Genomic DNA, 23,638 nt, shown 5'->3' with positions numbered 1-23,638 from the left:
GGAGGGCGGGCCATGGTGCAGAAGGCCAAGATCCTCCTGGTCGATGACCGGCCGGAGAATCTGCTGGCGCTTGAGGCGATCCTCTCTGCGCTCGATCAGACGCTGGTACGGGCATCGTCCGGGGAGGAAGCGCTGAAAGCGCTGCTCACCGATGATTTCGCGGTGATCCTGCTCGATGTCCAGATGCCGGGCATGGACGGGTTCGAGACCGCGGCGCACATCAAACGGCGGGAGCGGACCCGGGACATCCCGATCATCTTCCTCACCGCCATCAACCACGGCCCGCACCACACCTTCCGGGGGTACGCGGCGGGCGCGGTCGACTACATCTCCAAGCCGTTCGACCCGTGGGTGCTGCGCGCCAAGGTGTCGGTCTTCGTCGACCTCTACACCAAGAACTGCCAGCTCCGGGAGCAGGCGGCACTGCTGCGGCTCCAGTTGGAACAGGGCGTGCCGTCCGCCGCGGGCACCAACGGCAGGGGACGGGGCGCGGGCGAACCCGCGGGGCTGCTCGCCGAACTGTCCGCGCGGCTGGCCGCCGTCGAGGAGCAGGCCGAGGCGCTCACCAAGCAGCTCGACGAGTCCGCGGACGCCGCCGCCGTCGCCACCGCCGCCCACCTGGAGCGCAAGCTGACCGGCCTGCGCCGCGCCCTGGACGCGCTCGAACCGGGCACCGGCAACGGCGTCGTCAAGCTGCCGAATCAGGAGTGAGCCGTACGGGGAAGGCCGCGCGCCGCTTTTGACGTCGCGTCAGTCCCCGGCCCCGGCCGGACGACACGAACGGGCGTACTCTCAGGCACGCGTGTCACCCGATCACAAGGGCGGTAACCTCGGCACCATGGCCTCACGTACGTCCGGCACCGCCAAAAAAGCCCCGGCGAAGCCTGCGGCCAAGAAGACCGCGGCGAAGAAGCCCGCCGCCGCGAAGAGCGCCGCGGGGAGACCGCCCGCCAAGAAGGCTGCGGCGGCCAGACCCGCGCCCCGGCCCGCACCGTCGCCGACCAGCGGGCTCTTCCGCATGGCGCGCGCCGTGTGGCTCGGCCTGGCGCACACCGTGGGCGCCGTCTTCCGCGGCATAGGGCGCGGCGCGCGCGGCCTGGACCCCGCGCACCGCAAGGACGGCCTGGCGCTGCTCCTGCTCGGCCTGACCCTGGTGGTCGCCGCGGGCACCTGGTCCAACCTCCAGGGCCCGGTCGGCAACCTCGTCGAGATCCTGATCACCGGCGCCTTCGGCCGCCTCGACCTGCTCGTGCCGTTCCTGCTCGGCGCGGTCGCCGTACGCCTGATGCGCCATCCGGAACAGCCGGAGGCCAACGGCCGGATCGTGATCGGCCTGTCCGCCCTCGTCATCGGCGCGCTCGGCCTGGTCCACCTGGCCTGCGGCGCCCCCGGCCGGGGCGAGGGAGCGACCGCGATGCGCGACGCGGGCGGCCTGCTCGGCTGGGCCGCCGCCTCCCCGCTCGTCTACACCGTCGGCTCGGTGCTCGCCGTCCCGTTGCTCCTGCTCTTCACCGGCTTCGGCCTGCTCGTGGTCACCGCCACCCCGGTGAACGCGATCCCGCAGCGGCTGCGCCAGGCCGCCACCCGCCTCGGCGTGTACGAGGCGCCCGCGGACCCCGAGGCGGTCCCGCTGGAGGACTTCTTCGAGGACGAGGACGACCCCCGCACCGCCGACACCACCGACGAGTCGCCCGTACGGCGGCTGCCGATCCGCTTCGGCAAATCGGCCGCGGAGCCCTACGACGTCGACAGCGACACCGACCCCGACGAGCGCTCCGCCGTCGCGTCCGCGGCCGGGGGCGACCCGGGCGCCGACGAGCCCAAGCCGCGCCGCCGCCCCAGGCGCCGCTCCGAGGCGCTGCCCGGCGACCGGGACGAGGACGGCAGGGACGCGGTGGACGTGGCCGCCGCTGCCGCCGCCGCGCTGGACGGCGCGGTGCTGCACGGTGTGCAGCCCTCCCCGCTGGTCGCCGACCTCACCAGCCGGATCAGGAAGCCGGTGCCGGCCGCGCGCGCCGAGGACACCCCGGAGGATGCGAGCGCTGCCCCCGCGGAGTCCGGCGGCGTCCCCGACCTCACCAAGAAGTCGCCCGAGACCACGGGACCGCCGCTGCCGCCCCGCGCGGAACAGCTCCAGCTCTCCGGCGACATCACCTACGCGCTGCCCTCCCTGGACCTGCTGGAGCGCGGCGGCCCCGGCCGTACCCGCAGTGCCGCCAACGACGCGGTGGTCGCGGCGCTCGGCCAGGTCTTCAAGGAGTTCAAGGTCGACGCGGTCGTCACCGGCTTCACCCGCGGCCCGACGGTCACCCGCTACGAGGTGGAGCTGGGCCCCGCGGTCAAGGTCGAGCGGATCACCGCGCTCGCCAAGAACATCGCCTACTCGGTCGCCAGCCCCGACATCCGGATCATCAGCCCGATCCCCGGCAAGTCCGCGGTCGGCATCGAGATCCCCAACAGCGACCGCGAGATGGTCAACCTCGGCGACGTGCTGCGCTCCGCGGAGGCCGCGGGCGAGGACCACCCGATGACCGTCGCGCTCGGCAAGGACGTCGAGGGCGGCTACGTGATGGCCAACCTCGCCAAGATGCCGCACGTCCTGGTCGCGGGCGCCACCGGCTCCGGCAAGTCCTCCTGCATCAACTGCCTGATCACCTCGGTGATGGCCCGCGCCACCCCCGACGAGGTCCGGATGGTGCTGGTCGACCCCAAGCGCGTCGAGCTGACCGCGTACGAGGGCATCCCGCACCTGATCACCCCGATCATCACCAACCCCAAGCGGGCCGCGGAAGCCCTCCAGTGGGTGGTGCGCGAGATGGACCTGCGCTACGACGACCTCGCCGCGTACGGCTTCCGGCACATCGACGACTTCAACGCCGCCGTGCGCTCGGGCAAGGCCAAGACGCCCGAGGGCAGCGAGCGTGAGCTGACGCCGTATCCGTATCTGCTGGTGATCGTGGACGAGCTGGCCGACCTCATGATGGTCGCGCCGCGTGACGTGGAGGACTCCATCGTCCGCATCACGCAGCTCGCGCGGGCCGCGGGCATCCACCTGGTGCTGGCCACCCAGCGGCCCAGCGTCGATGTCGTGACCGGTCTGATCAAGGCCAATGTGCCCTCCCGGCTCGCCTTCGCGACGTCCTCGCTCGCCGACAGCCGCGTCATCCTGGACCAGCCCGGCGCCGAGAAGCTGATCGGCAAGGGCGACGGGCTCTTCCTGCCGATGGGCGCGAACAAGCCGATTCGTATGCAGGGCGCCTTCGTCACCGAGGACGAGGTCGCCAAGGTCGTCGACCACTGCAAGGCGCAGCTCACGCCCAGCTACCGCTCCGACGTCACGGTCGGCAGCGGCCCGAAGAAGGAGATCGACGAGGAGATCGGCGACGACCTGGACCTGCTGTGCCAGGCCGCTGAGCTGGTGGTTTCCACCCAGTTCGGCTCCACGTCGATGCTCCAGCGCAAGCTGCGGGTCGGTTTCGCCAAGGCGGGCAGGCTGATGGACCTGATGGAGTCGCGCGGCATCGTCGGCCCCAGCGAGGGCTCCAAGGCGCGCGACGTGATGGTGAAGGCCGACGAGCTGGACGACGTCCTCGCCGAGATCCGCGGCGGGGGAGCGTAGGAGCGGCCGGTCCTGTACGTACCGGGGGCCCGGACGGCCCACGGAAATGCGTAAGTCACGGGACTCGGGGAATGTGTTGGGGCAACCGTTTCTCCTGTTCGTACGTCAAGTTGATACAGGGGGGCTCGTATCGATGCACACGGGTGAACCTGTCGGCTTCCGACGACGATCCTGACCGCGATCCCGATGGCAACCCCGACCGCGATCCCGATGGCAATCCTGATGGCGGACAAAAAGTGATCGTCCGGTTGCCGCCGCGTTTCGTACCCCCCCTAGACTGAACTTCCAGCAGGTGGCTGCACCCTCGAAAGGCGCCCTCGTGTCCGTCGGCAACTCGCCCTCCGAAGACCGGCCTTCGGTCGGTCACGCCCTCGCCCAGGCCCGTATCGCGGCGGGGCTCTCCATCGACGAGGTCAGCACCAGCACGCGGGTGCGCGTCCCGATCGTGCAGTCGATCGAACAGGACGACTTCTCGCGGTGCGGCGGCGACGTCTACGCCCGCGGGCATATCCGGACCCTGGCGCGCGCCGTCGGCGTCGACCCCGAACCGCTGGTCGAGCAGTACGTCGCCGAGCACATCGGCGAGGAGGCGCCCGCTCCCGTCGCGCCGCTCTACGAGGCGCAGAAGATCCGTTCGGAGCCGCGCCGGGCGAACTGGACGGCGGCCATGGTCGCGGCGATCGTCGCCGTGGTGGGCTTCGTCGGCTTCACGGTCTTCACCGGCGGCAGCGGCGGCGACAAGACCGCGGCGAACTCCCCGAGCCCGTCCGCGACCACCAGCGCGCCCGCCGTCACCCGGTCGCCGCAGAGCAACGGCGCCGATCCGAAGACGGACCCGACCGACAGCGCCATCGCCGCGGCCCCGCCCGGCAAGGTCACCGTCAAGATCAGCGCCGAGAGCGGCACGAGCTGGGTCCAGGCCAGTGACGGCAACGGCAAGCAGCTCTTCCAGAAGTCGCTGAAGAAGGGCGAGTCCCAGACCTTCACCGACGACAAGAAGATCAAGCTCGTCGTCGGCAACGCGGGCGCCGTCAAGCTCTTCGTCAACGGCAAGGACCTCGGCGCCGCGGGCACCGACGGTCAGGTGGTGCGTCTCACCTACACGCCGGGTGACCCCACGCAGGGCTGAATTGTGCTTCACCGCCGTCCCGGCACCACCGCGAGCACCGGTGGCGCGGGGGCGGCGGCGACATGGCCGGGTACGCTGAGCGTATGCCCGAACCCCGTACCGTCGCTCTTGTCACGCTCGGCTGCGCCCGCAATGAGGTGGACTCCGAGGAACTCGCCGGCCGGCTGGCGGCGGACGGATGGCAGTTGGTCGACGACGCCTCCGAGGCCGATGTGGCGGTCGTGAACACCTGCGGCTTCGTCGAGGCGGCCAAGAAGGACTCGGTGGACGCGCTGCTGGAGGCCAACGACCTCAAGGGGCAGGCGCGCACCCAGGCCGTCGTCGCGGTCGGCTGCATGGCCGAGCGGTACGGCAAGGAGCTGGCCGAGGCGCTGCCCGAGGCGGACGGCGTACTCGGCTTCGACGACTACGCGGACATCTCCGACCGGCTGCGGACGATCCTGGCCGGCGGCGTCCACGCGTCGCACACCCCGCGCGACCGGCGCAAGCTGCTGCCGATCAGCCCGGCCGAGCGGCAGGCGGCGAGTGTGGCGCTGCCGGGGCACGCGCAGGGGCACGGGACGTCGGGCGAGGAGCCGGTTGAGGCCGCCGTGAGCGCTCTTGAGGCTTCCGAGGACTTCGCGGCCCAGGCGCCCGCCGATCTGCCCGAGGGCGTCGCGCCCGCCTCCGGCCCGCGCGCGCCGCTGCGCCGCCGCCTGGACTCGGGACCCGTCGCCTCCGTGAAGCTCGCCTCCGGCTGCGACCGCCGCTGCACCTTCTGCGCGATCCCGTCCTTCCGCGGCTCCTTCATCTCCCGCCGCCCCTCCGACGTCCTCGGCGAGACCCGCTGGCTGGCCGGAGAGGGCGTCAAGGAGGTGATGCTGGTCAGCGAGAACAACACCTCGTACGGCAAGGACCTCGGCGACATCCGCCTGCTGGAGACGCTGCTGCCGGAGCTGGCGGCGGTCGACGGCATCGAGCGGGTCCGGGTCAGCTACCTCCAGCCCGCCGAGATGCGCCCCGGCCTGATCGACGCGCTCACCGGAACTCCGGGCGTCGTCCCGTACTTCGACCTGTCCTTCCAGCACTCCGCGCCCGCGGTGCTGCGCGCCATGCGCCGCTTCGGCGACACCGACCGCTTCCTCGAACTGCTGGACACCATCCGGGCCAAGGCCCCGGAGGCGGGTGTCCGCTCGAACTTCATCGTCGGCTTCCCCGGCGAGACGGAAGCCGATCTGGCCGAGCTGGAACGGTTCCTGGGCTCCGCGCGGCTGGACGCCATCGGCGTGTTCGGCTACTCGGACGAGGACGGTACGGAGGCGGCGACCTTCGGCGACAAGCTCGACGAGGACGTGGTCGCCGCCAGGCTCGCGCGGGTCTCGCGGCTGGCCGAGGAGCTGACCGCGCAGCGCGCGGAGGAGCGGCTGGGCGCGACCGTACGGGTGCTGGTCGAGGCGGTGGACGAGGAGACCGGCGAGGTGACCGGCCGGGCCGACCATCAGGCGCCGGAGACCGACGGGCAGGTCGTGCTGGCGGTGCCCGACGGCGCTCCCGCCCCGCTGCCGGGGACCTTCGTCATGGCGAAGGTGACGGCGACCGAGGGCGTGGACCTGATCGCGGAGCCGCTGGACGTCCCGGGGGTTCCGGCGAGCCGTGCGGTTCCTGGGATTCCGGCGGTTCCTGAGATTCCTGAGATTCCTGAGGATACGACCGGGACCGCGAGTGCCGCGGGGGGCGTGACCGACGCCCCGCGCGGCCTGCAGGAGGTGGGCAGATGACCGGAGCCCCCGCGCCCGCCGCCCCGGCCTCCTCGACCCCCGATCACCTCGGGGACCCGGTGCTGCCCAAGGCCGATCTGTGGAACATCGCGAACATGCTCACGATGGCCCGGCTGGTCCTGGTGCCCGGCTTCGTGCTGCTGCTCGTGCACGGCGACGGGCACGACCCGGCCTGGCGCTCCTTCGCCTGGGCCGCCTTCGCCGTCGCGATGATCACCGACCTCTTCGACGGCGAGCTGGCCCGCCGCTACGGCCTGGTCACCGACTTCGGCAAGATCGCCGACCCCATCGCCGACAAGGCGATCATGGGCGCGGCGCTCGTCGGCCTGTCCGCCCTCGGCGACCTGCCCTGGTGGGTTACCGTCGTCATCCTCTTCCGCGAGCTGGGCATCACCGCCATGCGGTTCTGGGTGATCAGGCACGGCGTGATCCCCGCCAGCCGGGGCGGCAAGCTCAAGACGCTCACCCAGGGCATCGCCGTCGGCATGTACGTCCTGATCCTGACCGGCCCGCTGGCCACCGTACGGGCCTGGATGATGGGCGCCGCGGTCGTCCTGACCGTCGCCACCGGCTTCGACTACGTACGGCAGGCGGTCGTCCTGCGGCGCGCGGGACTGGCGGCGGAGCGCGCCGCGGTCGCGGCGGCCTCCGAGGCGGTCGCGGAAGCGGCCGCCGCTCCGGCCCAAGCTCCGGCCCAAGCTCCGGCGGGCGCTCCGGCGGGCGCGACCGCGGCGGATTCCGTGGCCGGCGTCGAGCTGGAGGCCGAGGCCGGGGCCGAGCGACCGCAGGGCGTATGACCGCCGCTGGGCGGGCGGACGCGGCGGAGGTACTGCGGCTGCTGGACGAGCGCGGCCGGACGCTGGCCGTCGCGGAGTCCCTGACCGGCGGTCTGGTGGCCGCGGAGCTGACCGGGGTGCCCGGCGCCTCCCGGACCTTCCGCGGCTCGGTGACGGCGTACGCGACCGCCCTCAAGCACGAGCTGCTCGGCGTGGACGCGGCCCTGCTGGCCGCGCGCGGCGCCGTGGACGCCCAGGTGGCCCGCGAGATGGCCGAGGGCGTACGGGACCGGCTCGGCGCCGACTGGGGCGCCGCGACGACCGGGGTGGCGGGACCGGACCCGCAGGACGGGCAGCCGGTGGGCACGGTGTTCGTGGCCGTCGCGGGTCCCGGCGGTGCGGTGGGCGCCGCGCTCAGGCTGTCGGGCGACCGTACGGAGATCCGGCGGGCGACCGTGGCCGCCGTATTCGAACTGCTGACCTCGGAGCTGAGGAAGACCCGCCCCGAGAAGAGTCCGGAGGCGAAGGATAGGGAAGAACACGGGGGGAAGGGATGTTTGCAGCCCTGAGTGAACACGACATCGCTCCCCGCACGGCCGGTGCCCGAGGCGGTACGGTGGGGCGAAGAGGATGCGGATTCGCGGTCCGAGGAGGGAGCCACCGATGATCCTGCTCCGTCGCCTGCTTGGTGACGTGCTGCGTCGGCAGCGCCAGCGCCAGGGCCGCACCCTGCGTGAGGTCTCTTCGTCCGCCCGGGTTTCCCTGGGCTATCTGTCAGAGGTCGAACGGGGGCAGAAGGAAGCGTCATCCGAGCTGCTCTCGGCGATCTGCGACGCCTTGGACGTTCCTATGTCCGAGGTGATGCGGGAGGTCAGTGACGATCTGTCGCTTGCCGAGCTGGCACAGTCGGCGGCGTCCGAGACCACTGCCGCGCCGATGCGGCCCCTGCTGGGTGCGGTCACTTCTGTCACGTCCATGACGTCCACACCGGACGAACGGATCACTATCAAGGCGCCCAAGAAGTCTGCCGAGGCTGTCGACGTGGTCGCCGCCTAGCCTTCTGACCTGCTTGTTCCGACGGCCCCGACCGGCTCGCTCCCGGTCGGGGCCGTCGGCGTGTGCCCGTGCGTCCGCCGGGCTTCGGCCGTTCCGCCGCCCTTCTCCCGGCCATCTCCCGCCGTACTTTCGTCCGCGCTGTTGTTCGTGCTTTTGCCATGTGTGCGAGCCCGAGGCAGGGTAGGCGGGGAGGGTCAAGGGGGGCGAAACGGACCTCATGGTGTCGATCCGCTAGGAGAGAACCGCATGACTGTCGTCAAGAGCCCGCTGTCGGAGCCGGACCGGAAGACCGTCGGAGACGCGCTGCAAGGCGCCCTGGTGGACCTCCTGGACCTGTCGCTGCTCGCCAAGCAGGTGCACTGGAATGTCGTCGGCCCGCGCTTCCGCTCCGTCCATCTCCAGCTCGACGAGGTCGTCGACACCGCCCGGCTGCACTCCGACACGGTCGCCGAGCGGGCCTCCGCGATCGGCGTGACGCCTGACGGGCGGGCCCGCACGGTCGCCGAGACCAGCGGGATCGACACGGTGACCGACGGCTGGGTCAAGGACACCGAGGTCGTCGAGATCCTGGTCGCCGCGCTGGACGCCGTGATCGTGCGGATGCGCGAGCGGATCGAGACCACCGAGCAGCCCGATCCGGTCAGCCAGGACATCCTGATCGGGATCACCGCCGACATCGAGAAGTTCCACTGGATGTTCCAGGCCGAGAACGTCTGACGCACGGCCGGAATGTCGCTTTGCGTGCATATGTCGCAGCTGGTCGTGGCCGTGCGGCGACCCTTTCGGGTGAACGTTGCCCGGGGCCTGCCGGCGCGCGGCTAGCGATCTTGGCGGCAGGGCATCGCACCTGAGTACGGGACCCGCCGCGGGCGGCCTCCCGCCGCAACCTCGGGGGTCCGAAGGAGGCGGCCATGCGCGCACTGCGAGTTTTCGTGCTCCAGGCCACGGACCGGGTGGGGGGCTGGTCATGGGACGGGTCATGGGGTCGGTCGCGGCGCCGGTCATCGGTGCGGCCGCCGGGCCGGGAGACGCCGGACGGTTCTCCGGTCCGCGGTAGGGGATTCGCGGGCCGCGGTGCTGAATCCGGTGTCCGCCGTACGGGATCCGGCCGGGGCGTACGCTCCGCCGCCGTTGTGTTCGCGCTCGCCTGCGGGCTGCTGTGGTGGTGGGCGGTGCTGCGGCTGTGGATACGGCCGGAGGCCGTCGGGTCGTGGGAGGGCGCGATGGCCGCGGGCGGCTGGAGCCTCGGGCTCATACCGCTGCACGCGGTGCCGACGGTGAAGCGGCGGATGCGGGCGGCCGTGGCGGGTGACGCGGACGGGCCGTCCTTTCCGCGGGGGCCGATGGAACGGGTGCGGACCGGACGGCTGTCGCCCGACGCCGGATTCCGGGGATGCGTCCTACCAGGGCATGGCCACCCCGCCGTTGGGGCGGAGGATCTGGCCGGTGACGAAGGCGGAAGCGTCTGAGGCGAGGTAGAGCACGGCCGGGGCCACGTCCTCGGGCCTGCCGACCCGGCCCAGCGGGGACATGCGTGCCAGCGACTCCTCGGCGCGGGCCTGCGCCCTCTCGTCGAACACCCCGTCCGCGCCGGTGCCGTAGTGCGCGGTCATCGGGGTGCGGATGAAGCCGGGAGCCACGGTGTTGGCGCGGATGCCGAGCGGACCCAGCTCGGTGGCGAGGGTCTTGGTGAGCTGGACGACGGCCGCCTTGGAGACGCTGTAGCAGAGCAGGCCGCGCGCGCCCGTGTCGATCGCGCTGGACGACATCGTGATGATGCTGCCGCCGCCGCGGTCGGCCATCGCGCGGGCCGCCTCCTGGGCGCAGTGCAGCACCCCGCGGAAATTCACCGCCAGGACGCGGTCCAGGTCGTCGTCGCTGGTGTCGAGGACGCCGCTGCTGTGCATGATCCCGGCGACGGCGGCCAAGATGTCGAGGCCGCCGTGGTCCCGGACGATGCCGGCGACGGTCCGGGCGATAGCCGCTTTGTCGGTGACGTCGAGCGCCCGGGGCTCGGCCCGCCCGCCGGCCTCATCGATCAGCGCCGCCGTCTCGCGTACCCCCGGCTCGTCCCTGTCCGCGCACACCACGACCGCGCCCGCTGACGCCAGCGACCGCGCGCTGGCCCGGCCGATCCCGCTCGCCGCTCCGGTGACCAGGGCGACCCGCCCGCTGAGGTCGTACGCCGTGACCGTCATGCGTCCGACCGTACGACCGTATCTGACGGTGCGTCAATTGCCGTGCGGGGGTGGACCTTTCTGGCAGCTCGGGCACCAGTACGCGACCCGGCTCTGGTCCGCCCTGCCGTGCCGGTCGGTCCTGACCGTGGTGCCGCAGCGCAGACACGGCCGGTTCGCCCGGTCGTAGACCCAGTGCGTACGGCCGCGCCGCGTATCGCCCGTGGTGATGTGGCCGGGGCGCTCCTTGTTCGCCTCCAGCAGCCGCTTCGCCAGCGCGACCACCTTCTCCGGCGCCCTGACGTCGCCGACCGCCGTCCACGGTGTCACCCCGCGCAGAAAACACAGCTCGACCACGTACACATTGCCGAGCCCCGCCATATTGCGCTGGTCGAGCAGCGCCTCGGCGATCTCCCGCTCCGGCTCCGCGACCAGCCGCGCCAGCGCCCGCGCCGGGTCCCAGTCGGGCCCGAGCAGATCGGGGCCCAGGTGGCCGACGGCCTCGGACTCCTGCGCGGTCGGCAGCAGCGCCAGTACCGGCAGCCGGTAGCCGACGGCCGTCCTGTGCTCCGTCTCCAGCACTGCCCTGATCTGGTGGGCGGGACCGCCGCGCCAGCGCTCACCGGGCGCGTACAGGTGCCAGGAGCCCTCCATCCGCAGATGCGAGTGGAGCGTCGCGCCGCCGTCCAGCCGGGTGAGGAGGTGCTTGCCGCGGCTCACCACTTCGAGGACCCGGCGGCCGGTCAGATCGGCCGTGGCCAATTGCGGCACCCGCAGGTCGGCCCGCACGAGGGCGCGCCCCGCCAGCGCGTCATGCAGTCGGCGGGCCGTCAGCCAGACCGTGTCTCCCTCGGGCATCTGTCCATGATGACGCGGGGCGGGGGCGGGGGTCACGTCGGGGCGGCGGCGGTTTTGGCGCGCCCCTGGGGCGGGGTGCTGGGGGTTCGGGTGCGGGATCAGCCGAGCAGGCGGCGTTCGGTCGCCGCGGCCACCGCGCCCGCGCGGGTGTCGACGCCGAGCTTGTCGTAGATCCGGCCGAGGTGGGTCTTGACGGTGGCCTCGCTGATGAACAGGGCGCGGGCGATGTCGCGGTTGCCGAGGCCGCGGGCGAGCTGGCCGAGGATGTCGCGCTCACGGGCGGTCAACTGCGGTCCCGGCGCGCGCATATGGGCCATCACGCGCCCCGCGACCGGCGGCGACAGCGCGGTGCGGCCCTGCGCGGCGGCGCGGATCGCGGAGAACAGCTCCTCCGGGCGCTCGGCCTTCAGCAGGTAGCCGGTCGCGCCCGCCTCGATGGCGCGGGTGATGTCGGCGTCGGTGTCGTACGTGGTGAGGACGAGGACGTACGGGCCGCCGGGCGCCGTGCCTGTTCCGGGCGCCGTGCCTGTCCCGGGCGCGGCGGCTGCTCCGGACGTGGCGGCTGTTCCGGACGTGGCGGCTGTTCCGGGCGTGGCGGCTGTTCCGGGCGTCTCCGGCCGAACGGATTCGGCCGGTGCGTGGGCCGCTGCGGCGGCGATCCGCCGGGTGGCCTCGACGCCGTCGATGCCCGGACCGAGCTGGAGGTCCATGAGGACCACGTCCGGCCGCGTCTTCGCGGCCATCGCGACGGCCTCCTCGCCGCTGCCCGCCTCGCCCACCACCTCGATGCCGTCCGCGCTGGCCAGCAGCGCCATCAGTCCGGCACGCACCACGGCGTGGTCGTCGCAGACCACGAGACGGACGGGTCGGATCTCGGTCACGGCGCGGCCTCCAGGGCTTCGAGGGGGACGGCGACGGACAGCACGGTGCCCTCGCCGGGGGCTGACTCGATGCTCAGGGTGCCGCCGAGCTGGCCCACCCGCGCGCGGATCGCGGGCAGCCCGTGGCCGCGTACCCCGGTGGCGGCGACGGCGGCCGGATCGAAGCCGCGCCCGTCGTCGGAGACGTCGAGCAGCACCTGGTCGTCGAGATACGTCAGCGTGAGCGTGGCGTGGGCGGCCCCGGCGTGCTCCGCGGTGTTGGCGAGCGCGCCCTGCGCGATCCGCAGCAGCGCCGACCGCGTACGGTCCGGGAGCGGTACGGGCGCGCCCTCCACGTGGCAGCGGACCGTGAGGGCCGACGGCCGGGAGCGCGGAGCGTGCTCGGAGTCGGCAGAGCCTTCGGAGTGGTCGGAGCCTTCGGAGCGGTCAGAGTCTTCGGAGTGCTGCGCGGCGAGCGCGCGCAGGGCGTCGTCCAGGTCCTGTCCGACGAGCGCGGCGGGCGCGAGGTCGTGCACGAAGCGGCGTGCTTCGGCGAGATTCTGCTCGGCCACGGCGGTGGCGGTACGGACGTGGCCGCGGGCGGCGTCCGGTGCCGTCTCCCAGATCCGGTCCGCGGCCTGGAGCAGCATCCGCTGGCTCGACAGGCCCTGCGCGAGGCTGTCGTGGATCTCCATCGACAGCCGCTGCCGTTCCGCGAGGGTGCCCTCGCGCCGTTCGGTGGCCGCCAGTTCGCGGCGGGTCCGCACCAGGTCGTCGATGAGGGCCTGCTGGCGGCCGGTCTGCCGCCGCATGTGGACGAAGACGGCGGTGGCGAGGGTGGCGACGGCGGGCGGCAGCAGCACCAGATTGGGGTCCGTCCCGTCCGCCAGCCGCAACTCCGCGATGACGACGAGTACGGCGAGCGCGGCCACGAGCGCCACGGCCGCCCGGGTCGGCAGCGACCGCAGGCTCGTGTAGATGAGCGGGACGGCGCACCAGGCGAAACTCGGCGCCAGCAGGACGACGACGGTCCAGCAGGCGACGAGGGCGGCGAGGCGTGCCAGCTCCCACCTGCGGGGGAGCGGTTCGCGTTGCCGTCCGGGCCGACGGCCCGCGAACTGGAGGACCGTGAGCGCCACGCTCAGCCCGATCACCCACGGCAGGCGACCGCTGCCGGGGTGCCGGTCGACGAAGCGGATGAGGGCGCCCGCGAGGAGGACGACGAAGGCGCCGTTCATGACCGCCGCCAGCCACCAGCCGTCCGGATCGGGGCTCGGCTCCGGGTCCCGCTCCGATGCGGGCTCCGGCCTCAGCTCCCATTCCGATTCCGGCTCCGGCTGCGGCTCCGGCCGCCGGTTCGGCTCCGGCGTCCGGTTCGGCTCTGGGCTCGGGACCGGGGGCGCGTCCCGGTCCTGGCCGGGCGGCGGCGAGCTGTGCATCGGGGCTCCTGGTCGAGGGCGGGGTCCGTGCGCTGCGAGCGGTACGGGAGGCGACCCGGTGACCGGCCGCCATTCGCAGCGTGACCTGCCGGAACGGCCCGCGCATCGACCGATCGGATGACCCGCTTGTCCTCCATCATGCCCGCGCGCGCGATCCGTATCGCGGACCGGCGCGGCCCCGGTCCGGCCAGAGGATCGAAGGCAGAGGCGGGAACGCGAAAGGCGGTCCCGCAGACCCGAGGAGTTGGAACGTCCATGAAGAAGATGTCCTCCCGTACCCGCGTCCTGACCGGTGCCGTGGCCGTCGCAGCCGTCGGCGCGGCCGCCTTCGGAGCCGCCTCGGCGAGCGCCGTCTCCGCGACCGCCGCCGCCCCGGCCGCGTCCGGCAAGGCCGCCCCCGCCTCGGCGAGCGCCGCCGCGAACGGCAAGGACACCCGTCAGGTCGACCGGCTCACCACCGCCGTCGCGACGAAGGCCGCGCAGGCGGCCCTCGACGCCGCGAACCGCGCCGGCCAGCGCGTCACCGTCGCCGTGGTCGACCGGGACGGCAACACCGTCGTCACCCTGCGCGGCGACGGCGCGGGACCGCAGTCGTACGAGTCCGCCGAGCGCAAGGCGTACACCGCCGTGTCCTGGAACGCCCCCACCTCCGAACTCTCCCAGCGCCTCCAGCAGACTCCGCAGCTCAAGGACATCCCCGGCACGCTCTTCCTCGCGGGCGCCGTTCCGGTCACGGCCAAGAGCGGGCCCGTCGCGGCCGTCGGCGTCGCGGGCGCGCCCAGCGGGGACCAGGACGAGCAGTTCGCCCGGGCGGGAGCGGCAACGCTCGGCCATTGAAGGCCGACGGGCGGGGGGACAATCACCCCGGCGCCCGACAGACATGAGACGTGCGGGAAGCCCGAAGCACCGGAGAAGCCGGAGAAGCGGGAAAACCCGGAGAAGCGGGAAAACCCGGATAACTCCGGTAACCCGGAGAAGCTTTCCGGAGAAGGAGGAGACATCGGCATGGCCGACCTGAACACCAGGCTGCTGGACGCCGCCCACTGCGGCGACGCGGAGCAGGTGACCGCCCTGCTCGACGCGGGCGCGGACATCGAGACCCGCGACGACCAACGGCGCACCCCGCTGCTGCTCGCCGCACTCGCCGACCACCCCGAGGCGGCCCGCAGGCTCGTCGCCGCCGGAGCCGATCCCAACGCGCCGGACTACCGCCAGGACACCCCCTGGCTGGTCACCGGCGTAACCGGCAGCGTCGAGATGATGCGCGCCCTGCTGCCCGCGCACCCCGACCTGACCCTCACCAACCGCTACGGCGGCGTCTCCGTCATCCCCGCCTCCGAACGCGGCCACGTCGCCTACGTCCGCGCCGTCCTCGCCGAGACCGGCATCGACGTCAACCACGTCAACCGCCTCGGGTGGACCGCCCTCCTCGAAGCCGTCATCCTCGGCGACGGCGGGGCCGACCACCAGGAAATCGTCCGACTCCTCCTCGCCGCCCACGCTTCCCCCTCCCTCCCCGACGCCGACGGCGTCACCCCTCTCCAGCACGCCGAACGCCGTGGCTTCGACGCCATCGCCCAACAACTCCGCGCCGCGACCTGACGCAGGCCCCGGCCCCAGCCTCCTCGCCGGTCCCCGCCCCGCCGGGGCGGGCGACCGGCTGCGGCGAGCCCGCGACCGTCGCCCATGGCGAGGCGAGACGCACCCGACGGCCGGTGCGTCCGGGCGGACCGCAGACCGGGGCGACTCCCTGGGGGGCCAGGTCGAGGTCCCGGCCCGCCACGACTGCCCCACGCAGTGGCCCGCTGCTTCCGCCGCCCTGCGTCCGACCGGGCTCTATCCGCCGTCCCGCAGGCGCAGGCCCCGCGGAGTGGCGTGGAAGCCCGCGGCTTCCAGAGCACGGCCGAGGGGCGAGGTGAGGGCCGACTCACCGTTGGTCCGCTCCACCGTGAGGCGGCCCAGCGCGCCCTCGCGGACGGCCAGCGCCAGCGCGTCCGCGGCGGCCTGGAGACGTATCTCGTCGTCGGGCCACGCCAGCAGCGTCTTGCCGCCGCGCTCGACGTAGAGGGCGGGCTCTCCATCGATGAGGACGACCAGGGCGCCGGCCTTGCGGCCCGGTTTGTGGGTGACGCCCGCGGGCTGCTCGGGCCAGGGAAGGGCCGCGCCATAGGCGTTCGCGGGGTCGGCGGCGGCGAGCACCACCGTACGGGCGCGGGAGGCGTGCTCCTCCTCGCGGTCGCGCGCCGTGCTCAGGGCGCGCAGCCGGTCGACGGCGCCGTCCATGGCGAATTGGGCCGCCCCCAGTCCCTCCACCACATAGCCGCGCCGGGCCTGCCCGGTCTCCTCGAAGGCCGCGAGCACCCGGTAGGCCGCGGAGAAGCCGCCCGCGACGCCCTCGGCGGCCACCGCGCCCCGGGTGACCACGCCGTGCCGGTCGAGCAGCGTGTGGGTGAGGGCGTGCGCCCGCAGCGTCGGGTCGGGCTCGGCGGACGGTACGAGGGACCAGCGGCCCGCGGTGGTCGGCGGACCGGAACGGGACGCCGTCGCACGCGGGGCGCGGGTCGCCAGCGAGCTGTACCGACCGCGCGGCACGGAGCGCGGTGCCCGGTGCGCGGTGGAACCCGCCGTGCGGCCCGAGCCGAGGAGCGCCCTGAGCGGCGACAGGGTGTCGTTGGTGAGCCGTCCCGACCAGGCCAGGTCCCAGACGGCGTCGGCCAGTTGGGGATCGGTGGTGTCCTGCCCCGCGGCCCGCACCTGCTCGGCGATCTGCCGGAAGAAGAGACCGTAGCCGCCGGACAGCGTGGCCAGCACCGCCTCGTGCAGCGGGGACAGCTCCAACGGCTGCGGGGCGGGCAGCAGCAGGGGGGCGCTGTCGGCGAGGTAGAGCGACACCCATCCGTCCTTGCCCGGCAGGGCGCCCGCCCCGGCCCACAGGATCTCGCCGGAGGCCGTCAACTCGTCCAGCATCGCCGGGTTGTAGCCCGTCACCCGGGACGGCAGCACCAGCTTCTCCAGCGCCGACGCGGGTACGGACGCGCCCTGCAACTGCTCCACGGCCCGCACCAGCCCGTCGGGACCGCGCAGGCTGTGCGTGCCCACGTGCTGCCACTGCGGGAGGAAGACGCCGAGCGTGGCGGGCGGCACGGGCTCCAACTCCTGCCGCAGCGCGGCCAGCGAGCGGCGCCGCAACCGCCGCAGCACCGTCGCGTCGCACCACTCCTGGCCCGCGCCGCCCGGCCGGAATTCGCCCTGCACCGTACGGCCCGCCGCCGTCAGCCGTTGCAGCGTCCCGTCCGCCACCGCGGCGCCCAGGCCGAATCTCCCGGCCGCCTCCTTGGTCGTGAACGGCCCGTGCGTGCGTGCGTACCGGGCGAGCAGATCCCCCAGCGGGTCCTTCACCGGCTCGGTGAACGCCACCGGCACGCCCACCGGCAGCGCCGTACCGAGCGCGTCCCGCAACCGCCCCGCGTCCTCGACCGCCGCCCAGTGCTCCGCCCCGGCGATCCGCACCCGGATCGCCCGCCTTGCCGTCTCCAACTCCTCCGCCCACCCCGGCTCCGCGCCCCGCGCGGCCAACTCCGCGCCGGTCAGCGGTCCGAGCACCCGCAGCAGATCCGCGACCCCCTCGGCGCTCTTCACCCGCCGGTCCTCGGTCAGCCACTGCAATTCGGTGTCCAACTCGGCCAGGACATCGGCGTCCAGCAACTCGCGCAGCTCCGCCTGGCCCAGCAGCTCCGCCAGCAGCCGCGAGTCCAGCGACAGCGCCGCGGCCCGCCGCTCCGCCAGCGGCGAGTCGCCCTCGTAGAGGAACTGCGCCACATAGCCGAACAGCAGCGAGCGGGCGAAGGGCGAGGGCTCGGGTGTGGTCACCTCGACCAGCCGCACCCTGCGGGCCTCGATGTCGCCCATCAGCTCCACCAGACCCGGCACGTCGAAGACGTCCTGAAGGCATTCGCGGACCGCCTCGAGGACGATCGGGAAGGAGCCGAACTCCGAGGCGACCTGGAGCAGTTGCGAGGCGCGCTGGCGCTGCTGCCACAGCGGGGTGCGCTTTCCGGGGTCGCGGCGCGGCAACAGCAGGGCGCGGGCGGCGCACTCGCGGAACCGGGAGGCGAACAGGGCCGAGCCGCCCACCTGATCGGTGACGAGCTGTTCGACCTCGCCCTTGTCGAACGCGACATCCGCCGCGCCCACCGGCGACTGCTCGGGGTCGAACTCCGCTCCGCGCAGCACCGGATCGGAGTCCAGCAGGTCCAGGCCCATCAAGTCGGCGTCCGGCAGCCGCAGCACGATCCCGTCGTCGGCGTGCATCGCCTGGGCGTCCAGGCCGTAGCGCTCCTGGAGCCGCGCGCCGAGCGCCAGCGCCCACGGCGCGTGCACCTGCGCGCCGAAGGGGGAGTGGATGACGACCCGCCAGTCGCCCAACTCGTCGCGGAACCGCTCGACCACGATCGTCCGGTCGTCCGGCACATGACCGCACGCCTGCCGCTGCTCGGCCAGATACGACAGCACATTGTCCGTCGCCCAGGTGTCGAGACCGGCCGCCGTCAGCCGCTCCCTGGCCCGCTCCGGTGCCAGCGCGCCCACCTCGCGCAGGAACGCGCCCAGCGCACGGCCGAGTTCGAGCGGGCGGCCGAGCTGGTCGCCCTTCCAGAACGGCAGCCGTCCCGGCACTCCCGGCGCGGGCGAGACCAGGACCCGGTCGCGAGTGATGTCCTCGATGCGCCACGAGGTGGTGCCCAGGGTGAAGACGTCCCCGACCCGGGACTCGTACACCATCTCCTCGTCCAGTTCCCCGACCCGGCCGCCGCCCTTCTTCGGGTCGGAGCCCGCCAGGAACACCCCGAACAGCCCGCGGTCGGGGATCGTGCCGCCGGAGGTGACGGCGAGCCGCTGGGTGCCGGGGCGTCCGGTCACCGTGTTCGCCACCCGGTCCCACACCAGGCGCGGGCGCAGCTCGGCGAAGGCGTCCGAGGGGTAGCGCCCGGCCAGCATGTCGAGGACCGCGATGTAGGCGGAGTGGGGCAGCGCCGAGAACGGCGCCGCACGCCGCACCAGGGCCAGCAGGTCGTCCACGTCCCAGGTGTCGAGCGCGGTCATCGCCACGATCTGCTGGGCCAGCACGTCCAGCGGATTCGCGGGCACCCGTAGCGACTCGATCGCGCCCTGCCGCATCCGCTCGGTCACCACGGCGGACTGCACCAGGTCACCGCGGTACTTGGGGAAGACCACCCCGGTGGAGACCGCTCCCACCTGGTGCCCCGCGCGCCCGACCCGTTGCAGACCGGAGGCGACCGAGGGCGGCGACTCCACCTGCACCACCAGATCGACCGCGCCCATGTCGATCCCCAGCTCAAGGCTGGAGGTCGCGACGACCGCGGGCAGCCGCCCCGCCTTCAGGTCCTCTTCCACCAGGGCCCGCTGCTCCTTGGACACCGAGCCGTGGTGTGCCCTGGCCAGCACCGGCGGCGTGCCCTTGGCCGCGCCGGACTGGGCCATGATCTCGGCGGGGGAGTGCGCCTCGGGCAGAGCCTCGCCCTCGGCCCGCTCGTAGGCGATCTCATTGAGCCGATTGCACAGCCGCTCCGCCAGACGGCGCGAATTGGCGAAGACGATCGTGGAGCGGTGCGCCTGCACCAGGTCGGCGATCCGCTCCTCCACATGCGGCCAGATCGAGGCCCGCTCGGCGGGACCCGCCGCCGGCCCGGTGTGCTCGGCCACCGGGGAGCCGCCCAGCTCGCCCAGATCCTCCACCGGCACGACCACCGACAGGTCGAACCGCTTCTGCGACGGCGGCTGGACGATCGTCACCTTGCGGCGCGGCGACAGATAGCGGGCGATCTCGTCCACCGGCCGGACGGTCGCCGACAGCCCGATCCGGCGGGCGGGCCGGTCAAGGAACTCGTCCAGCCGCTCCAGGGAGAGCGCCAGATGCGCCCCGCGCTTGGTGCCCGCGACCGCGTGCACCTCGTCCAGGATCACCGTCTCGACCCCGCTCAGCGCCTCCCGCGCGGCGGAGGTGAGCATCAGGAACAGCGATTCGGGGGTGGTGATCAAAATGTCCGGCGGCCTGGTCACCAGCGCCCGCCGTTCCGCCGGAGGCGTGTCGCCCGAGCGGATGCCGACCCGGACCTCGGGCTCCGGCAGTCCCAGCCGTACCGACTCCTGCCGCAGCCCGGCGAGCGGGCTGCGCAGATTTCGCTCGACGTCCACCGCGAGCGCCTTCAGCGGCGACACGTACAGCACCCGGCACCTGCGGCGGGCCTCGGCGGGCGGCGGGGTGCTGGCCAGCCGGTCCAGGGCGGCGAGGAAGGCCGCCAGCGTCTTGCCGGAACCGGTCGGCGCGACGACCAGCACGTCGGAGCCCTCGGCGATGGCCGACCACGCCCCGGCCTGGGCGTCGGTGGGCTCGCTGAACGCCCCCGTGAACCACGCGCGGGTGGCCGGGGAGAACGCGTCGAGACTGCTGCGACTGGACATGGCATCCATCCTGCCTCGCCGCACCGACACCGCGCGGCGGCCGACCCCTCAGCCTGTGGATAACTCGCTGGACGCCCCGGCCCGCCACCGGTCCACAATGGCCGTGTGACGGTGCGAGAGCAGGCCAGGTACTGGGAACACCCCGGACTGCCCGGAGTCGACCTGCTGCGTGCCCGCTATGTCCGGCACACCTTCACCCGGCACGCCCACGACAGCTACGTGATCGCGGCGGTCACCGGAGGCGTCGAGGGCATCGGGCTGCCCGGCGGAGCCGAGCGGGCGGGCGCGGGCGGAGTCGTCCTGATCAACCCTGAGACCCCGCACACCGCCTACGCGGGCGTCGAGGAGGGCTGGAGCTACCGGGTCCTCTACCCCTCGCCCGCCGTGGTCGCCGCCGTCGCCGCGGAGACCACGGCATTGCGCGGCACCCCTTCCTTCAACGCCTCGGTGCTCGACGACCCCGTGACCGCCCGCATGATCGCCGACGTCCACCGCGCCGCGGAAGGGGACAACGCGCTCGCCGCCGACACGCAGCTGCGCCTCGTCGTCGCCCGGATGCTCGCCCGCCACGCGAACTCCGCGGCCCTCGGACCCGCGCCCGTCGCGGGCGCGGGCGTCGCGGCCCGTGCCCGTGACCTGCTGGCCACCCGCCTGGCGGCTCCGCCGAGCCTGGAGGAACTGGCCCGTGAGGTCGGCACCGGCCCCTTCGCCCTGCTGCGCGCCTTCAAGGCCGCCTACGGGCTGCCGCCGCACGCCTGGCTGACCAGCGAGCGGGTCAGGGCCGCCCGCCGCCTGCTCGACACAGGCGTCAGCCCGGCCGACACGGCCGCCGCCGTCGGCTTCACCGACCAGCCCCACCTCAACCGGCACTTCGCCCGGATCGTCGGCGTCCCGCCCGGCGCCTACCAACGCGAGCGCAAGAACGTACAAGACCCGCCGTCCCGCCGTCCCTAGCCTCATGCGGGTGACGGGACATCCGATAGCCACAGAACCCGCGGAATCCGCCGACCGCAGAGAATCCACCGGGCCGGCGGACCGGCAGCCACGCTCCGCGCGCGCCCAGGTCGTCCGCGACGCCCTCGGGGTGGGTGTCGCCGTCGGGCTCTCCGGCTTTGCCTTCGGCGTGACCTCCGCCGGAGCCGGGCTCGCACTCGCCCAGACCTGCGCCCTGTCCCTGCTGGTGTTCACCGGAGCGTCGCAATTCGCCCTGGTCAGCGCCCTGGGGTCGGGTGGCAACCCCTTCGCGGCAGCCGCGGGAGCCTTCTTCCTCGGCACCCGCAACGCCTTCTACGGGCTCCGGCTCTCCCAGCTCCTCCGCCTGCCCGCCGCGATACGGCCGCTGGCCGCGCAGTGGGTCATCGACGAGACCTCCGCGGTCGCGCTGGCGCAGAAGGACCGCGCCTCCGCGCGGCTGGGCTTCACCGTCACCGGAGGCAGCCTCTACGCCCTGTGGAATCTGACCACCCTCATCGGCGCCCTGGGCGCCTCGGCGCTCGGCGACCCCGCTTCCTGGGGGCTGGACGCGGCAGGCCCCGCCGTCTTCCTCGCGCTCCTCGCCCCCATGGTCAAGGGGCGCGCCGAACGGGCGGTCGCCGCGGTCGCCGTCCTCCTCGGCCTTGTCTGCCTGCCACTCCTGCCCGCCGGAGTCCCGGTCCTGGTCGCCGCCCTGGCGGCGCCCCTCGTCCTGGCCGTCACCCGCGCGAAGCGCACCGGAAAGGACGCGTCAGGAACCGTACGGAAGCCGGAACGGACACCAGCACCAGCAAAGGCACCAGCACCGGCACGGGCATCGGCACCGGCACCGGCACGCGAAGAGGGAGAGACAGCGGAATGAGCACAGGAGCGAGTACCTGGATCGCCGTCATCGTGACGGCCCTCGGCTGCTACGCGGTCAAACTGCTGGGCCTGTCCGTACCGGCGGGATTGCTGGAACGCCCCGTGGTCAAGCGCCTCGCCGGGCTCGTGCCCATCGCGCTCCTCGCCGCGCTCACCGCCCTCCAGACCTTCGGCACCAGCGGACTGCGGCTGGCCGTGGACGCGCGCTCGGCCGGGCTCGCGGCAGCGGCCGTCGCCCTCCTGCTGCGGGCGCCCTTCCTCGTGGTGGTGGCCGCGGCCGTCGTCGTGACCGCGGCCGTACGGGCCGTCTCCGGCATGTGAGCCACGGGCCGGTCCTCCGCGACATCCGGTGCCCGGTCACCGGCGTAAGGACCGGGCACCTGGATCAGCGCCCCTTACCCGCGCGGCCTCGCCGTCAGCCCAGACGGCCGTACGCGCGCAGCGTCCGCAGCGCCTCGATCGTCACCATGGGCCGCCCTTCGAGGGCGGAGCCCGGCGCCCACTCGCGCCAGGTGATCGGCCAGCCGCCGTCGTCGCCCTGCTGCCCCGCGAGATAGTCCAGCGACCGTTCCATCTCGGTGTCGGTGAACCACGACCGGGCGGCCGAGTCGGGGGAGGGCGCGAAGTCGTGGGCGAAGTGATGTTCGCCCGGCGCGTATCCGGTCGGCGGCGCGACCCGCCCGGCGCGCTCGGGCTCCAGCAGCGCCAGACCCTGCTCGCGCACCAGTCGTCCCAGCCGCTCCACCGCGCCCTGCGCACGCGGCCGGTCCTGCGCCGAGGCCAGGAACGCCAGCGAGGCCAGCACCTCGTAGGGATGCGTCCGGTCCAGGGCGTCGATCGCCGCCCAGCAGAAGTCCGTCGACCTGAACAGCCACGCGTGCCACACCTCGTTGCGGCGCAGCAGCCCCACCACGGGCCCGGTGGCGAGCAGGTCACCGGGCGGGTCGTCGGAGATCCGCATCCAGGGCGCGTACGGATAGCCGCGCAAGGACGCGTCGACCGCGGGCAGCGCGCCCTCCGCCGTCGAGCACGCCGTCAGATAGCGGCAGATGCGCTCGGCCCTGCCGCCCCTGCACCGGTCGATCTCGTCCAGCACCCGCAGCGCGTACGCCACGTGCAGCGGCTGGCTCACCGGGCCGCGCAGGTCGGGCTCCAGCGCGTGGCCGTATCCGGCGTCGTCATTGCGGTACGCGTCGAGCGCGGTCTCGACCGCGTCGCCGTCGCCGTCGAGGAAGTGGAAGGCGAACCTGCGCTGCTCGAGCACACGGGCGGTGAGCCACACGAACTGCTCGGCGCGACCTAGCGGGGTTGCTGGCATGCGCGCACCCTAGGTCGTGCGCGGCGGCCTGAACACGGCTGAGCCGAGGAGCCACCCGGCTGTGTGACGGTACGCGTGCGGGCGCGGGATACTGGCAGTCATGCGGTTGACGATTTTCTGGGAGCGGATGCGCGCGCACTTCGGCGACGCGTACGCCGATTCCTTCGCGCGGGACCATGTGATGGCCGAATTGGGCGGCCGTACGGTGCATCAGGCGCTGGACGACGGCTGGGAGGCCAAGGACGTCTGGCGCGCGGTGTGCGCCTCGATGGACGTGCCCGCCGCCAAGCGCTGACGCGATGTCGCGAGCGGAGCGACGGATTCAGGAGCGGC

18 protein-coding genes and 2 pseudogenes are annotated in these 23,638 nt (G+C 73.4%); 14 read left to right on the top strand and 6 right to left on the bottom strand.

All coding sequences use genetic code 11. The features are described 5' to 3' along the window. Positions 1-12: 12 nt before the first annotated feature. The 8 genes and pseudogenes from ACFZAM_RS35475 to ACFZAM_RS35440 all read left to right on the top strand — a co-directional run bounded on the left by ACFZAM_RS35475 (position 13) and on the right by ACFZAM_RS35440 (position 9,054). Positions 13-711 (top strand): response regulator, encoded by a 699-nt coding sequence (locus ACFZAM_RS35475; RefSeq protein WP_355338120.1) that lies wholly within the window; start codon positions 13-15, stop codon positions 709-711. A gap of 127 nt (positions 712-838) precedes the next feature. Then, on the top strand, positions 839-3,619 hold the full coding sequence (locus tag ACFZAM_RS35470; RefSeq protein ID WP_391052280.1) for a DNA translocase FtsK: 2,781 nt from the start codon (positions 839-841) through the stop codon (positions 3,617-3,619). 319 nt (positions 3,620-3,938) lie between these two features. Further along, complete coding sequence (locus ACFZAM_RS35465) at positions 3,939-4,748, top strand: RodZ domain-containing protein (protein ID WP_391052293.1); 810 nt, start codon at positions 3,939-3,941, stop codon at positions 4,746-4,748. An 83-nt stretch (positions 4,749-4,831) separates the two neighbouring features. Continuing rightward, positions 4,832-6,355, top strand: a pseudogene (gene rimO, locus ACFZAM_RS35460) (30S ribosomal protein S12 methylthiotransferase RimO); the annotation flags it as partial. Positions 6,356-6,501: 146 nt separating this feature from the next. Then, positions 6,502-7,302 (top strand): CDP-diacylglycerol--glycerol-3-phosphate 3-phosphatidyltransferase, encoded by an 801-nt coding sequence (gene pgsA / locus ACFZAM_RS35455; RefSeq protein ID WP_391052278.1) that lies wholly within the window; start codon positions 6,502-6,504, stop codon positions 7,300-7,302. Beyond that, on the top strand, positions 7,299-7,850 hold the full coding sequence (locus ACFZAM_RS35450) for a CinA family protein (RefSeq protein WP_355338129.1): 552 nt from the start codon (positions 7,299-7,301) through the stop codon (positions 7,848-7,850). Before pgsA ends, ACFZAM_RS35450 begins: the two co-directional genes overlap by 4 nt. Before the next feature lie 94 nt (positions 7,851-7,944). Beyond that, positions 7,945-8,337 (top strand): helix-turn-helix transcriptional regulator, encoded by a 393-nt coding sequence (locus ACFZAM_RS35445; RefSeq protein WP_355338132.1) that lies wholly within the window; start codon positions 7,945-7,947, stop codon positions 8,335-8,337. Positions 8,338-8,583: 246 nt separating this feature from the next. Continuing rightward, positions 8,584-9,054: a DNA starvation/stationary phase protection protein gene (locus tag ACFZAM_RS35440; protein ID WP_355338135.1), complete on the top strand. Its 471-nt coding sequence runs from the start codon at positions 8,584-8,586 to the stop codon at positions 9,052-9,054. 683 nt (positions 9,055-9,737) lie between these two features. On the opposite strand, the gene ACFZAM_RS35435 is transcribed toward ACFZAM_RS35440, so the two are convergent. From ACFZAM_RS35435 to ACFZAM_RS35420, 4 genes are all read right to left on the bottom strand, one after another. After that, on the bottom strand, positions 9,738-10,535 hold the full coding sequence (locus tag ACFZAM_RS35435) for a glucose 1-dehydrogenase (protein WP_391052274.1): 798 nt from the start codon (positions 10,533-10,535) through the stop codon (positions 9,738-9,740). A gap of 33 nt (positions 10,536-10,568) precedes the next feature. After that, positions 10,569-11,372 carry a DNA-formamidopyrimidine glycosylase family protein gene (locus ACFZAM_RS35430; protein ID WP_391052271.1) on the bottom strand — a complete coding sequence of 268 codons (804 nt, stop codon included), beginning with the start codon at positions 11,370-11,372 and terminating at the stop codon, positions 10,569-10,571. A 98-nt stretch (positions 11,373-11,470) separates the two neighbouring features. Next, entirely contained in the window at positions 11,471-12,187 is a 717-nt protein-coding gene (locus ACFZAM_RS35425) for a LuxR C-terminal-related transcriptional regulator (RefSeq protein ID WP_391052290.1), read from the bottom strand. A gap of 62 nt (positions 12,188-12,249) precedes the next feature. Further along, a complete protein-coding gene (locus tag ACFZAM_RS35420; protein ID WP_391052269.1) occupies positions 12,250-13,671 on the bottom strand; it encodes a histidine kinase in 1,422 nt (473 codons plus the stop codon). Between the two features lie 255 nt (positions 13,672-13,926). Here ACFZAM_RS35420 and ACFZAM_RS35415 point away from each other — a divergent pair, with 255 nt between their 5' ends. Together ACFZAM_RS35415 and ACFZAM_RS35410 are read left to right on the top strand one after the other, a co-directional pair. Next, positions 13,927-14,508 carry a heme-binding protein gene (locus ACFZAM_RS35415; protein ID WP_391052267.1) on the top strand — a complete coding sequence of 194 codons (582 nt, stop codon included), beginning with the start codon at positions 13,927-13,929 and terminating at the stop codon, positions 14,506-14,508. A gap of 123 nt (positions 14,509-14,631) precedes the next feature. Continuing rightward, positions 14,632-15,273: pseudogene (locus ACFZAM_RS35410) on the top strand (ankyrin repeat domain-containing protein); the annotation flags it as partial. A gap of 234 nt (positions 15,274-15,507) precedes the next feature. On the opposite strand, the gene ACFZAM_RS35405 reads toward ACFZAM_RS35410, so the two are convergent. Continuing rightward, the gene (locus ACFZAM_RS35405) at positions 15,508-20,151 is read right to left on the bottom strand and encodes an ATP-dependent helicase (RefSeq protein WP_391052265.1); all 4,644 of its coding nucleotides are present in this window, start codon (positions 20,149-20,151) and stop codon (positions 15,508-15,510) included. A gap of 105 nt (positions 20,152-20,256) precedes the next feature. On the opposite strand from ACFZAM_RS35405, the gene ACFZAM_RS35400 reads away from it, so the two are divergent. The 3 genes from ACFZAM_RS35400 to ACFZAM_RS35390 are packed head-to-tail and all read left to right on the top strand — an operon-like array spanning position 20,257 to position 22,308. Further along, entirely contained in the window at positions 20,257-21,105 is an 849-nt protein-coding gene (locus ACFZAM_RS35400) for an AraC family transcriptional regulator (protein ID WP_355338155.1), read from the top strand. Positions 21,106-21,109: 4 nt separating this feature from the next. Further along, positions 21,110-21,985, top strand: coding sequence for an AzlC family ABC transporter permease (locus tag ACFZAM_RS35395; protein WP_391052261.1), 876 nt, complete (start codon positions 21,110-21,112; stop codon positions 21,983-21,985). Further along, on the top strand, positions 21,982-22,308 hold the full coding sequence (locus ACFZAM_RS35390) for an AzlD domain-containing protein (RefSeq protein ID WP_391052259.1): 327 nt from the start codon (positions 21,982-21,984) through the stop codon (positions 22,306-22,308). Before ACFZAM_RS35395 ends, ACFZAM_RS35390 begins: the two co-directional genes overlap by 4 nt. Positions 22,309-22,402: 94 nt before the next feature. Here ACFZAM_RS35390 and ACFZAM_RS35385 read toward each other — a convergent pair whose 3' ends face one another. Continuing rightward, the gene (locus ACFZAM_RS35385) at positions 22,403-23,305 is read right to left on the bottom strand and encodes a hypothetical protein (RefSeq protein WP_391052257.1); all 903 of its coding nucleotides are present in this window, start codon (positions 23,303-23,305) and stop codon (positions 22,403-22,405) included. A 100-nt stretch (positions 23,306-23,405) separates the two neighbouring features. Between ACFZAM_RS35385 and ACFZAM_RS35380 the strand changes: the two genes are divergently transcribed. After that, positions 23,406-23,600, top strand: a complete 195-nt coding sequence (locus ACFZAM_RS35380; protein WP_188286122.1) for a DUF3046 domain-containing protein — start codon at positions 23,406-23,408, stop codon at positions 23,598-23,600. The last annotated feature ends 38 nt before the right edge of the window (positions 23,601-23,638 follow it).

Origin of the sequence: Streptomyces sp. NPDC008079, assembly GCF_042957385.1 — a bacterium.
In the GTDB taxonomy this organism is placed as follows: Bacteria; Actinomycetota; Actinomycetes; order Streptomycetales; family Streptomycetaceae; genus Actinacidiphila.
This window is presented reverse-complemented; position numbering and strand designations above follow the sequence as displayed.